Here is a 13,763-nt window from a genome sequence, read left to right on the forward strand (position 1 = left end):
GTTATCCAATAGTTTCGATCATATTTTCTTTTTTCAGTGCTTCAAACACCTTAGTGGCAAATTGTTCTAATTGTTCCCAGCTGGTTTTTGCTATATTTACATCTTCTTCTAACAACTCAAAATCTTGTGCATCAAAAACAGCAACGTTATTTACGAGATGACAGTATTTTGCAGCTATAACATGCCACTGATTTGAAATATTTTGAAGCGAGTCAATGGCTTTATCAATGGTATCTGCCAGAGTGGTAAGCTTATTTTCTATGTCTGTTATAATAACTACTTCTTTTTCTATACCTGATATTTGCGCTTGTAAACTAGCAATTTGGCTCTCTGCGTTGTCTTTTTCTTTAACAGCTTCAGCTATGATTGGTCCTCCGGCAATGCAAAAAATAATAAGTCCACATAATATTGCTCCACCGCCTATTTTCCACTTCGCATTTTCTATGATCCTGTGATAATGTTCAATTTGCTCTTTTAACATCGGGATGCTGGCATCTGATTGTGATAATACAACTTGCAATTGATTAGAATTTTCTTTAAAGTGCTTTACGTCTTCGCTAATGCTATCTCGATACGTCGTCAAATCCTTTATCATATCATCAACTTTTTCACTGTTTCTTAAAATTGTTTGATACAATTCCTCTATTTCTTTTTGTACGTGCTGTTCATTTTTTTGCTCAATTGCATTTAATAAATGATTATAATGATCTTGCCAGGTTTTATTAAAATCTACTACTGTTTTTATGGATAATCTAATATTTGGTTTTAATTGATCTAACCAATAAGTAGCATTTTCTTGAGCATCTGTAAAGTTAGTACGTATATTTACTTTTAAATGATTATCAACAGAGCTTATTCCATTTAATTGGGGTAATTGACTGTCGATAACGGAATGTGCATAAGAATCAATAACAAGAATGCTTGAAGCAGCAGTTTCTAATTTTTCTTGGAAATTATCCGGACCAAGTTCATTTCCCTGTTGTTGAGCAGTTACTATATTTGGTGGAAATACGTAAGTCATTGTAAAAATAATCGTGATCATTGCTACGATTATTTTTTTAATTTGACCCTTTTTCATCGTCATCACCCACTTTTGGATTTTATTTTCTAGGAGATTATAAAATTAGTACATAGTGGGATATCTTTTTCAAAAAATAGCATTGTCCAGTTTAAGCGCTTAAACCTTGAATGAAGTTTCACTTGATTTCATAAGAGGTTCTGCGGTTGTATGTTGCTAACCGAGCGGTTCTAGCTTTTGTTCATAGGGGAAGTATGTTTGTAAGTACTTCCCCCAACTATACTTATTGATGATCTACTATTTTAATTTCTTCTACATATAACTTTTCTGCAAAGTCTTTAATATTGCTCCAACTCGTTTTAGCAATTACTAAATCTTCTTTTAAAAGTTCAAAGTCTTCCGGGTCCATTATATCGATGTTACTAACTAAGCTTCTATATTTTGCTTCCATTGTACTCCATTGAGTAGATATATTTTGTAAGGAATCGATAGCAAGGTCAATTGTATCTGTTAAGAATTCCATTTGCTTTTTGATTGCAGTTATACTAGCCAACTGGATTTGCGCTTCTTGAATATTTCCGGTAAGAACTTTAATTTCTTCTTGCGCTTGATCTATTCCTTGTTTAGCTAATACAATTCCTGTTATTCCTCCTCCAGTTGCTCCTGCTCCTCCAGCAATTAAACCTATACCAAGAGGGGTTCCGGCACCTGTAACCAGTACAGCTACACCACCTACAATGGCAATTGGTCCTGCTGCAGTAGCTACTGAAGATGCTATCAAGATATTGTTATATTTACTTATCGATTCATAATATGCGTCAATTTGTTTTTGAAAAAGTGGGATACCTGTATCCTGGCTCGTTAAAATGGTCGATAATTGGTTAGTGTTTGCTTTTAATTTTTGTGTATCGGTTTGTAATTTTTCTCTAAACTGTTTTAAATCAACAATTAACTTATCGACTTCTCGTTTGTTTTCCAAAACGCTATTAGAAAGTCTTGTTAATCTTGCAGTTAAAGCTTGTGTATCTTTGTTTTCTGTAGCTTCTAATAACTTATTATAATACCCTTCAAATTTATTATCATAATTAATAATATTCTCGTTCGTTGCAATTAATTGCGGCTTTAATTGATCGAGCCATTCCTTTGCATTTTCTCTTGCGTTGTCCTGATCCATTAATATTTTTTTCTGTAAATTTGTTTCAATGGAATTTACGTATTTAAAGCTTATATTGGGCTGTTTAATGACTGTCAACGCATAAAGATCCATGACCAGTGCATTGGATCCGGTTGTTTTCATCGCTTCTCTAAGACCATCCGGACCTAATTCAAATTTATTGTATATGTCGGTTGGATCTGTTTGAGCTTGCTCTTGTGTTGTGTTTTTTGCATAGGCATAGGAAGGTACGACATTACTAAACACGATTGTTACTGCCATTATCGGAAGAAGAAAAGATTTATATATTTTGGACAATTTGATTCCTCCTAACAAGAGAGCTGAATTTTTACTTTATGTTTGTGGTAAAACCTTCAAATTGTTCTGTCTGTTTGTTGATCTGCAACATAATTTCTTTTAAGTACTTTAATTGGCTTTGCAGTTCAGAAGGATTTATTTCTCCAGAAAGCACATTATCTTTTAACTTGTCCATGATATTATTTAAAGTTGTAAATTCATTGACAATATAATCAAAAATAGCAACCTCCCGTTTCACCATTTCAGCAAAACCAATGATTTGATCTTCAACGATTGTAACTTCTGTTGCTTGTTGCTCAAATTTAGATAGTTTCTTCATTAGTGCGGTTACTTCCTGTTGTTTTTGCTGGATGGTTGTAGCTGATAGTTTTGTTTTAAAGCTAGTAGCATTCGCTATTTCTTTACTAATAGCTTCAATGGATGCAACATCAACTGTTTGAGTTTCGGCACTTGTTTTAACCGTATTATAAAGTAACTTACCAAATCTAAATGAAAAATCATATACTTCATCTGGATTAGTGATAATTTTAATAAGCTCATCTTGGATTTCTGCTAATAGACCCTTCACAGTTTCTCTTATTTGTATCGCTTCACTGTTATGTCCATTTAATAACTCAACTGCTTTCGTTGCTTTTTCAGAAAATGCCTTGCTATCAGAATCAAGAAGATCTTTGTAGGCATTTAGGTCTAAGGAGGTGCGTTTTAAATCTGCTTGCATATCCTCAACATTGCCTAGAAGCCGATTGAATCTATTTAAAAAGTCTATTTTTGCTTGTTCATTATTATCAATTTCTCCAGCTAATTCATATAAGCGAGTGTAGTATTGATCAACCCGTTGACTTAGACCATTCATGTTTTCATTTAAATAGATTAGTTGCGGACTATATTCATCCAACCACTCACGGACATTCTCTCTAGCAATTTGTTGATGGTTAGTTAAACTGCTCATGTTTTTTATATCAAGGGTTGGCTGTTTTAAAACAACAAGTCCGTATGATTGTAACAGCGGGTATTGTGATCCTAATGACCTTATCCAATTGGAGAATGTGATTGATCTAAGTTCTTTGTTTGTTTCGGCTAAAGCATTTTGGGGGATCATGGTGCTTAAAATGATAGCCAAAACCATAAAAAATGCTACTAATTTTTTCTTCATTGAAAAATCTCCTCCTTGGCTGACAATCCTGTAGTATTTTAGCTAATATGAATAGCTTTCTAGCAAGATTAACCAGTTTATTTTAACTTAATATATAAGAATATTAAAGTTATTAACTTAGTTAAGAAGTGATGTATAGCTGCAAATTTTTGGTACCGTATTCAAGAATTATGGAGAATACGAAAATATATCGAGATGATTATGGGCACTTAAATTCTTGATTTCATTCAAAGGCCTTTAGGTCATACCCTTTTAGGTACTAATATTAAGTAAGAGATGAGGTAAAATGTTTATCATATGAAACTTCACTTTATCTTTTTCGGAAACTAATTTTTCTAATGGAGGATTTTAAATTACCCTGTAACAATTGTTTGGGTTAATAGTAAAAACAAAGTAAGAACGAGATAACATAATGGTTCTATATATTTACTTTTCATTTTTTATACATAATAATCATCTGAATAATTAAATAATTTGCGTTTAAGTTCAATTAATTTATTCTATAATACTACATTTTTTGTTTATTATGGCAATAAAATTAAAAATTAATGAAATAACGGTTACAAAATTAACAAATATATTAAAAAAGTTTATCTCCCTTACCTTGATGCCTATTCAATGAACAAAAGGTGAGGGTTACGAATGTATATTTATCAAAAGAAATAGGGATATCATTCGCTTTTTAGTTGTTTTTTGGTCTGTTTTAGGAAGTTTATAGGTAGTATTTTCACTAATAGATTCCGGTTAGGGGGTAAGTATTAGAATGAAGTAAAGCCTATTTGCTTAGAGAAAAGGTGACTTATGTTTACTAGTTTGCAGCTTCTATTTTTAATCGGCATATCTCCACCAAAGCATCGAATCCTAACGCAGTTGTTAACAGTAAAATAAAATAATTAGACTAGTCGCTTCAATGATTATGTTGTCGCTCTTGGCAGAACCACGTGCAAGAGTAGGAGACCATACAATGACAAGATTGAATTACCTTGTCAACAAAAACCGGTTAATAACAAAAGCAAGCCTCTTATCTTTTATTAGAGGCTTGCTTATATATTAAAATCTGAATTGATTAAAATTATTTTGTGAAATCAATTTTCTTTGCCAACCAATAAATGATCACTCCACCAATGGTCATAGACAATAGTTCGCCAACACCAACGGTTAGCCATGTGTAAAAGAATGGTAAGTCAAACAGAATAGTTAGTTGTGCTGCAACAGTAAACATGGAAATAGCGAAAATGATAGCAGTTATACCTATTTTTATAATGTCATTTTGCAGTCGTTTGGTTACATATCTACATAAAATTAAAACAAGAAAAGTGGCAACACCACCAATGGGAACATCTAAAAACCATGTAGGAGACATGAAATTAGCAATGATAACTCCTAACGTTACTGCAATGACATAACGCTTGTGGTACAGTGCTAGAAAATTAAACATTTCGGAAAAACGAAATTGTATAGCAGCAAAACTAATTGGAGCTAACCATACTGTAATTATTACATAGAGCGCACAAATAAGAGAAATTTTAGTTAGCTCTGAGATCATCGAGGTTGAAGATGGATGGGAAACTGATTTATACATTTTATATTCTCCTTTGTAAAATAGCTTGACAGCTATTTTAGTAATAACTGCGACCAAAGAAGGAAGTGTCACAGTGCAACTTTTATAAGTTTGCCAAGCTATTATATCCAAAGAAGACTGGTTGTGCAATAGGAATTATTTATTTGTCCATCCTCCGTCAATAGGAATCACAACGCCATGAATATAGTCAGCAGCTTTACTTGCTAAAAACAGTGTTAGATCAGCTACTTCCGATGGATCTGCCCATCTTCCGGCGGGTGTTTCTTCAGCGACCCACTTTGCCATTTGACTATCTCCGAGAAAATCAGCTTTGTTCATTGGCGTTTTGATCGCACCTGGTGCAATAGCATTAGCGCGTACTCCATTTCTGCAATAATCATAATCAAGCTGTTTTGTATAACCAATAATGGCATGCTTGGAAGCAGTATATGCCGCACCGCCACCCCCGGCAACAATACCTGCAATAGATGCCATGTTGATGATGACTCCTCTTTCATTTTGGAGCATATGCGGAAGTACAGAATTAGTCACAAAATAGGTTCCTTTTACATTTGTATTCATAATTTTATCCCATAATAGCTCTTCTGTTTCTAATGTTTTAGCATAACCATCTAAAACCCCTGCTGTGTTTAATAAAATATCAATTTGTTTAAATTTCTTTATTGCTTGTCTCACAGCTTGCTGGACTGCATTTTTATTAGCGACGCTTCCAACTGTATAGGCAAAGTGATTCTCATATTGCTTGAATATTTCTTTCAAGTTTTCTTCGTCCCTATCTAAAACAAACACATTGGCACCGTTTTTTAGAAAAGCAATGGCTTGTGCTTTTCCAATACCTGAAGCACCACCAGTAATAAAAACAGTTTGTCCTCTAAATTCTTCAAATTTCATTTAAAACCTCCATGGATGTATTGTCATTCTATAATTTTCCAGTCATCAGCAAGAATGTCGCATACAGTAGGTGTAAACATCGTGTAACCTTCACCAGATACATTAATTAAAAAGTATGGATTGAGTTTTTCTCCATCATGCTGGCTCTCCCCAACAAGTTTCACATATAATTCAGCGCCACCCCACCCTTTACGAATGACCTTTTTCCCAGCTTTTAATTCAGGTAATATTTGTTCAAACGTCATATTTATCATCCTTTGTTCGATATTTTTAGTTAAAATAAGCTAGTTGTATGGTTCGGTAATTAATTTACCTAGCCACATTAAGCAACTGTAACTCAAGTATATGTTGGCATAAAGCTTGAAGCAAGTAAATAACGTATGACCCGGGGGAATATACTTTTTATCCCGCATGTAAGGTGCCGTAAGACTCCCACTTCAAGAGCCTTAAGTTGATACAAAAGGTCTAAGTGGGAGAAAACGGCACCTAAATGCCCGATACGTTCAACTAACATTCAGTAGGAGTTGGAAGAAAACTCCTACTGAATGAAGGTTCATTTTATACACAAGGAATTCATCTATAGACCTTTATAGGAACCCACTTAGTATAAACTTCTCGATTTTTTAAGTAATACTATCTCCACTAATTCACAAAACAATACTTTTGTATGGAAGTCTCCCACCATTAACCATCTTTCCTCATGAGTCTAAGAGCTTATTTTGGGAAATCTTTCAGTTACTGCTACACTTTGCTAATTTTCGAATATATACTATACATAACTGAAAAATGTGAATCATTTTGGAAAATCCCCATGCGTATTGGAGGCTGAAATGTGAAGGATAGAATTTACATTTTATTACTACTTTTAATAGTAGTTTTCTTAGGAGGTTGTCAAATGGAAAGTAAAGAAACAAGAAAACCTTCAGAAATGAATGTGGAAGACTTACCGGATGTAAGAGCTTTTCAAGATGAATTTACTCGAAACTTTTTGCAATCGACGGAAGAAACAAGATCTGGCTACTACCCATTTTTGTCTGGAACTGGAAAATATAAAATGGATTTTCCGGCTGGTGGAATTATTGGTGAAAAGTCATATGCACGAAAAGAAAAGGATTATGAAGAATACTCTGTTCATATTCAGAGTGACATTGTTGGTGAAGCAATGATTACGATATTTTATTTTTCTTATGATACGACAGATGAATTAGAATCTAATTTAGATAGTTTCAGTACTAGAATTGGTAAGAATATAAATTTCAAAAAGATAGATGGAGAAAATCAGTCATTTTATTATGGAAACTTTGAGCGGAATGAATTTCATACGTATACAAGTTATATACAAAATGAAAAAGATGATGGGGCACTTGAAGTTGTTTATCAAATCGATTGCAGGCAAGAAGAAAAAGCAAAATGTAATAAAAATAAAGAAAAGAATGAAAAACATGTTATAGACTGGATGAAGTCCATCCGCTTTATAAATGAAAGTAAGGAAGTGAATGGATAATGAGTGATATGATTATGCATTCGTCCGAAATGCGGTTAAGATTAACCCAGTTAGGATACGACGATAAGTTATCGAAGGAGGAAATTATAGAAAAGGTAAAGAGAATATATTTGGGGAAACCGGGAAGAAGCTGAAAGCAGATATTCAGGTATATACATCAAAAGAGGCAAGAGTTGGTGAAAAGTCTGGATATGACGGTATAGCAATTTATTTAGATTCTAAGGAAAATAAAAAAGATGAATTATACGTTATTTCACAGGGATCTAAGGATATTAAGGATTGGGATTATAATATAAAAGCAATGTTAGCAGGAAAAGATATTCGGCAAGCTAAAGCAACGAATAAATTTGTAAAAGCAACACAGGGTCATTTTAACCTCAATAAAAATGAAGATTCAACATCTATTATTGGTTTATCGCATTCACTAGCTCATAATAATAATACGACTGCTTATTTACTATATGATACTTTTGATGAAATATATAGTGTAAATGGCGCGCAAACAAATTATTATCAACTCTACAATGCTAATCTTGAATTTAGAGAGACTGTTCAAAGTAAATTTTCTATTTCTCCCATAGACCCAAATGCGGTCTATGATATAGACCCAAACAAACTCCGTCAATTTGCTGAAGCTTACTATAAAGACAAAGCAAAAAATATCCATCAAATTATCTCTGAGGATGATCCACTTTATGCTGTGAGTGTTGCACGCGGGTTTTTTACGCTTGGGAACGTAGAGATTATAGATACGAATCATGATTATCCAGGGCTTCGTTCTCTTATTGAAGATATTCCAGATGAAGTGATTAAGGATTTTCAGGAACTGGCAATTCAGTATACCACTGCTTCTAACCAAGGTGGTATTAAAACAGTTATGCACGATATTTTAGGTGTTAATATGGATGTCGTAAATAAGATGGATAATTGGTTCAACTCTCTTAAAGCCTATGCCACATATCAACCTGAAATTGATACTATGATTCGCCAGTTGGATAAAAAATTACCTGGTGTATTAAAGCGAGTGAAAACGATTACTAGTAATGCCGATTTAATGTTTGGAAGATTGGTAATGGCAGGGTATATATCGAATTCGCAAAAACAGGTCATTGTCAAAGAATTTACCAATATCGAAACAGAATTAGATGGTATTCGGGAAACGTTATCTCGATTGGTAGGCGTAAGGGAGACCGGAAACTTTTTTGTTCAAATTGGTGGGGATATAGCAGCAATAGTAAAAATAATGGGACACATCACGGCCATTCAAGATAGTTTGGAAGTGTTAAAACGAGAAGATCTTCTGTCCATTTTAGAAGAAATAAAGGCAAGTCATAGTATCACAGAGGTTTTAAGCAGTTTGTCCAGCGGTAAGAAGTCCTACCTGGGATCAGATATGGTTTTTTCTACTAAACATGGAAAAAAAGAAATAAAGGTAAATATTTCAGCTGCACTGCGCATGTATCAAAATGGAAAGGCAGTTTTAGAAGAAAAGTTATCTGAAATTGATCACTTTCAAGCAGCAATCCATAGAGAAATTTCCCAATGTTATGAAAACAATAAATCTCAAGTTATGCGTAAAATTGATGATATTGAGGCAAATCCAGGTTTATATAGCTATCTGCTTAGAAAGCATATTTATTTTTCACGGTTAAATAAAAAAGTAAAACGTATTCGTGTTTATGAAGTCTTTTTTCCATTGGAAACTGCAAATTTAAATGAAGAAATTCATGTTTTAAGAAAAAGTATAGAAAAAGGGTATATGTATGTTGAAAATTATCGAAAAGCAATTGAAGACTTATTTGCAGAAGAAAAAGAAATAGGGAACTTATTTGATTTAGTTGGAGGGGAATAGAGTGGGAGAAGAAACGATAACAGTAACAGAAAGAATTGTTGCAAGTGAGGATCTTACATATAAGAAACAAATTCTTCGTGGTTATACAGATACAATTTATGAATGTGATACCGCTTTTTTAAAATTAATGGATGACATTATTGTTAACGAAGAGCAAAAGGGTGAAATTGTTGAAGCTATGAAAGAAGAAACCAAGAAATTAATTACGTATAATCGTAGTTTACTAGAGCATGTGGATAAACGAATTAATAAAATGGTTGAAGGGTTAGATGAGCAAGTTGATGAGATGAAAAAGCAGAGCCTTACCATCACCTATGAAATAATTGCATCTCCTTAATTGCCTCCCAATGCAACTTGCACAAAGGAAAATTCCTATTTAGCTTTAAGGATAGGGGCTTTTTGTGATGAATTTTTAGACAGAACTTGCTACAGCAGTATGGACAGTTTTTAGGTGTATTGAGTGTATTTGCCTTTTCTATGCAAAGAAAGGAATCTGCACCTGTTAAGCAGTTTAATAACTGGCAAGAAAAGTGGATTTTGTTCGAGTTTACATATAAATGCTACTTTCCAGTAATTTATCTACATAACCTATTTTCCATCTATTTAAATAATGAGATTTGCATCAGGCTTGGTTACTACGCTTACACATTAATTCTTTTACAGGGTATGTTTCTCTGAAAGTGTGTCAGAAGGTAATTTAAAAAGCTTGATGTGGCGGAAAACAAGCTGGATGTCTGGTTAAAAAATATGAACCGAAAACTTGTCTTTCAAACTCATAGAAGAAGTTGAAAATGGATGTCTGTTCCATGTTTTCCATTTAACATCCTGTGTTTCCAAGTAAAAAACTTGGAATATATTGTGAATATGTTTAATACTGTAAAAATAAGGGGAATGGTTTTATAGGTCATTAAGGATCTAAGCTATAAAAATAACAAAAGGGGGACTAAACATGAAGATCCTTGCACTTTTTCCAGAAACAACAAGTGCTACACAATTATTATCTAAGGAAAAGTCACTAGGACTGAGAGACTTTTTAAAAAATACAGATCATGAATTAACAATCATTACAAATGATAAGGAAGTAGATGATCATATTGAGGGGGCTGATGTAGTTATTTCCTCTCCTTTCTTACCAGCTTATATTACCAAAGAAAGGGCAGATAAAGCGAAAAGTTTAAAATTAGCAATTACAGCTGGAATTGGGTCTGATCATGTAGATCTTGATGCAGCGATCGATAAAGGAATCACTGTAGCCGAAATACCTGGCAGTAATAATGTTAGTGTCGCTGAACAAAATGTAATGGAAACATTATTATTGCTAAGAAATTATGAGGAAGGACACAGACAAGCTGAGGAAGGGGAATGGGATTTACCTAAAGTAGGTGCAGAAGCACATGATATGATTGGCAAGACGGTCGGTATTTTCGGATTTGGTCGTATTGGTCAATTAACAGCTGCACGTTTGAAGCCGTTTGAAGTAAAATTACAATACCATGATCCATATCGAAAAAAAGAATTGGAAGATCAAATGGGAATTAAATATGTAGACTTTGATACATTGGTACAAACATCTGACATCATCATTATTCAGTCACCGTTAACCAAAGATACAAAAAATAGATTTGATAAGAATGTTATCAGTAAGATGAAAGACAATGCTGTCCTTGTCAATTGTGCAAGAGGTGGCATTGTGGAGCGAGATGCAATCACAGAAGCAGTTAAAAGTGGCAAGATTCGCTATGGTGGCGATGTTTGGTACCCACAACCAGCACCTAATGATCACCCTTGGCGCTCTCTCAAACAAACAGGGCTTACGGTGCATTATTCCGGCATGACTGTAGAGGCACAGAAGAGAATTCAAAAAGGTGTGCAAGAAATCCTAACAAGCTTTATAAATAAAAAGCCGATTAAAGAGTCCTATTTGATTGTGGATAATCATAAAGTTACAAATCAAAGTTATCTAACACAAAAATAACCATTTTAAATGGACAAGGTATTAAGTAACATCATAACAAACAGTCCGTACACTGTAAGTAACCTAAGAAATAATAAAAGTGTACGGACTGTTTTTGTTTACGAATTAATCAATCGGACAATGTTTTCTTTGTTAGCTTATTGTATAAAAGAGGTATAATTCCGTATAAAAATGAATGGTCCTAGATTTTTGCTACAAACAAGTCGAATTTTTACTTTTGTTAATTAACGTAAACTCTGAATAATTTCTTTTTCAATGATTTCATTTTCACGATTAACCATCCCAGGTATTAAAAATAAGTCAACAAATAACCAAATATAGACTATTGCAAGAGGTATAAATCCAATAATTATAAAAACAGTTATCCATCCGATAACGCTTAATAACAACTGTGCAATAGCAGATCCCTTTCTGTCGAGATAAAATCGGTGAATACCTAACGAACCTAAAAAGATAAGCAATACATATGCTAAAAGCAAGCTTTTTCCTTTTCGATTTAGTTCAGAATTCACCAGCACCCTTTCTTCATTCGTTAATTCCAAAATCAAAACTCCTTCCCTTTAATTTTATATGTACAGAGTTAATCATACCATAAAAGAGATTGCTTTTTTAATAATTAGTTATTTCTATTTCCAAAGTGATTACCTCATCTAAACTTCAACGTAAAATTTTAGCCATTTTAACATACGATGAAATTGGATGTATCATGTCGTCTGACTTTTTGAACATCCTCTATAATAAATTTACTAGGTGTATCATTTTTTATTCAACCGGAAATAAGTGTCTCTAAAAGTTTTTAAAAAGCTTTTTTGGTTTTCCTTAATTAGGGAGAACTATTCCAGTTTCTTTTTGTTTTATAGGTAACCAAATATTACTTGGACGGGCTTCCTATTTGAATTCAACTAAATAATCGGATAAACTACTTGAAATTCTTTCCGTTTCCCTTTATCTTATAAATCAAAACTTGCTGAATTGAGAAAGGAATTTTATATGCATCATACGTTGCGTGAAGAAATACAGCTGAAGTTGCAAAATGGGGAATATCATTGTGAAAAAGAACTAACTTTATCTATTATAAGTGGTAAATGGAAAGTAGTCATTTTATGGCATTTAGGTGTCGAAGGCCCACACCGTTTTAACAGTTTGCAACGTTTATTTGAAAATATTTCTCATAAGACACTCTCCAACCAGTTAAAAGAGCTAATAGAAGATGGGATTGTCAGCCGTAAAGTATATCCGGAGTCTCCGCCTAAAGTAGAATATTCTATGACAAAATTGGGCTATACTTTATTGCCTATTATTGAAATGATGTACGACTGGGGGAAAAAACGCATCCAACAATTAAAGGAAGAAGGGATCATTGATTAGAAAGGTTTTTCCAAAGGTCATTTTGAACATTTCTCCTACTTGTGAAATGATCCCATACCACTAAATATGATATGGGATTATTTGAAATACTTGGTTCCTTTAATGACCGCCTACTATTAATATTAAAGTTTATCGTTTAGAAGTTTCAATGCCTCCCGGTTAAAAGCTGGAAGATCATCAGGGGTACGACTGGTTACGATATTTTGATCAACCACTACTTCCTCATCTTTAAAATTAGCTCCAGCATTGATCAAGTCTTTTCGTATAGAAGTAAATCCAGTAACATTAACGCCTTTTAATAAATCTGTATCGATAAGGAATTGAGGTCCGTGACATATTGCAAAAACAGGTTTTTTAGCTTCGATAAATTTACGCGCAAATGCAGCATTTCGTTCATCAATTCGCAATAAGTCAGGGGAAAAGCCGCCTGGTACAAGGAGTGCATCGTAATCTTCCGTTTTTATTTCATCTATTCCTTTATCAATCGTAAATGTTCCGCCATTTTTACCAGTAATTTGTTTTCCTGCTTCTTGTTCAATTAGGTCTACGGAGTGATTCGCTTCTTTAAAATGTTTAACTGGATCAGTTAATTCGATTTCCTCAACCATGTTTGTAACAAGTACAGCAATTTTTTTACCCATAAAATTTTCATACTTTCTAAATTAATCAGCTTTTAAATCATATGTTCATTTTAGAATTGTTAGAAGTAGCTGTAAAGAATGCACTTTTTGGTGCGGAGGTTACCTATACGTTACTATTGCATGTAATTTTTATTTGTTGGACAGAATTCATTTTGCTTGTGGTTTATAAGTATAAAATAAGGAGGAGGGGTTGATTTGACATCGTAAAAAATTAAGCAATGGCTATTGAGACCATGCAATAGCACCTAATGTAAAGATTCCTAATAGTCCCCATACAATATTCATTGATAACAATCCTTATTAGTTAT

13 protein-coding genes are annotated in these 13,763 nt (G+C 33.4%); 5 read left to right on the forward strand and 8 right to left on the reverse strand.

Annotation, left to right across the window (positions count from 1 at the left end):
- Position 1: 1 nt before the first annotated feature.
- The 6 genes from nheC to BN1066_RS11880 all read right to left on the reverse strand — a co-directional run bounded on the left by nheC (position 2) and on the right by BN1066_RS11880 (position 6,360).
- Positions 2–1,078, reverse strand: coding sequence for a non-hemolytic enterotoxin subunit C (nheC, locus tag BN1066_RS11855; protein WP_179104374.1), 1,077 nt, complete (start codon positions 1,076–1,078; stop codon positions 2–4).
- A gap of 223 nt (positions 1,079–1,301) precedes the next feature.
- Positions 1,302–2,489: a non-hemolytic enterotoxin subunit B gene (nheB, locus tag BN1066_RS11860; protein WP_179104375.1), complete on the reverse strand. Its 1,188-nt coding sequence runs from the start codon at positions 2,487–2,489 to the stop codon at positions 1,302–1,304.
- A gap of 31 nt (positions 2,490–2,520) precedes the next feature.
- Positions 2,521–3,642, reverse strand: a complete 1,122-nt coding sequence (gene nheA / locus BN1066_RS11865; protein WP_077319705.1) for a non-hemolytic enterotoxin subunit A — start codon at positions 3,640–3,642, stop codon at positions 2,521–2,523.
- A gap of 1,072 nt (positions 3,643–4,714) precedes the next feature.
- On the reverse strand, positions 4,715–5,224 hold the full coding sequence (locus BN1066_RS11870) for a QueT transporter family protein (RefSeq protein WP_077319706.1): 510 nt from the start codon (positions 5,222–5,224) through the stop codon (positions 4,715–4,717).
- A gap of 135 nt (positions 5,225–5,359) precedes the next feature.
- A complete protein-coding gene (locus tag BN1066_RS11875; protein WP_077319707.1) occupies positions 5,360–6,115 on the reverse strand; it encodes a 3-oxoacyl-ACP reductase in 756 nt (251 codons plus the stop codon).
- A gap of 23 nt (positions 6,116–6,138) precedes the next feature.
- The gene (locus BN1066_RS11880) at positions 6,139–6,360 is read right to left on the reverse strand and encodes a DUF2829 domain-containing protein (protein ID WP_077319708.1); all 222 of its coding nucleotides are present in this window, start codon (positions 6,358–6,360) and stop codon (positions 6,139–6,141) included.
- 650 nt (positions 6,361–7,010) lie between these two features.
- Between BN1066_RS11880 and BN1066_RS11885 the strand changes: the two genes are divergently transcribed.
- The 4 genes from BN1066_RS11885 to BN1066_RS11900 all read left to right on the forward strand — a co-directional run bounded on the left by BN1066_RS11885 (position 7,011) and on the right by BN1066_RS11900 (position 11,446).
- Positions 7,011–7,619 carry a hypothetical protein gene (locus BN1066_RS11885; RefSeq protein WP_077319709.1) on the forward strand — a complete coding sequence of 203 codons (609 nt, stop codon included), beginning with the start codon at positions 7,011–7,013 and terminating at the stop codon, positions 7,617–7,619.
- Positions 7,620–7,761: 142 nt separating this feature from the next.
- On the forward strand, positions 7,762–9,471 hold the full coding sequence (locus tag BN1066_RS11890; RefSeq protein WP_342745623.1) for a DUF6792 domain-containing protein: 1,710 nt from the start codon (positions 7,762–7,764) through the stop codon (positions 9,469–9,471).
- A 1-nt stretch (position 9,472) separates the two neighbouring features.
- Positions 9,473–9,808: a hypothetical protein gene (locus BN1066_RS11895; protein WP_077319710.1), complete on the forward strand. Its 336-nt coding sequence runs from the start codon at positions 9,473–9,475 to the stop codon at positions 9,806–9,808.
- 612 nt (positions 9,809–10,420) lie between these two features.
- On the forward strand, positions 10,421–11,446 hold the full coding sequence (locus BN1066_RS11900; RefSeq protein WP_077319711.1) for an NAD-dependent formate dehydrogenase: 1,026 nt from the start codon (positions 10,421–10,423) through the stop codon (positions 11,444–11,446).
- Between the two features lie 224 nt (positions 11,447–11,670).
- On the opposite strand, the gene BN1066_RS11905 is transcribed toward BN1066_RS11900, so the two are convergent.
- Positions 11,671–11,988: a TM2 domain-containing protein gene (locus tag BN1066_RS11905; RefSeq protein WP_077319712.1), complete on the reverse strand. Its 318-nt coding sequence runs from the start codon at positions 11,986–11,988 to the stop codon at positions 11,671–11,673.
- A gap of 448 nt (positions 11,989–12,436) precedes the next feature.
- Between BN1066_RS11905 and BN1066_RS11910 the strand changes: the two genes are divergently transcribed.
- On the forward strand, positions 12,437–12,814 hold the full coding sequence (locus tag BN1066_RS11910; protein ID WP_077319713.1) for a winged helix-turn-helix transcriptional regulator: 378 nt from the start codon (positions 12,437–12,439) through the stop codon (positions 12,812–12,814).
- Between the two features lie 122 nt (positions 12,815–12,936).
- Here BN1066_RS11910 and BN1066_RS11915 read toward each other — a convergent pair whose 3' ends face one another.
- Positions 12,937–13,455 carry a type 1 glutamine amidotransferase domain-containing protein gene (locus BN1066_RS11915; protein WP_077319714.1) on the reverse strand — a complete coding sequence of 173 codons (519 nt, stop codon included), beginning with the start codon at positions 13,453–13,455 and terminating at the stop codon, positions 12,937–12,939.
- Positions 13,456–13,763: the final 308 nt, after the last annotated feature.

The sequence above is a fragment of the Virgibacillus proomii genome (assembly GCF_900162615.1).
GTDB lineage: Bacteria > Bacillota > Bacilli > Bacillales > Amphibacillaceae > Virgibacillus > Virgibacillus proomii.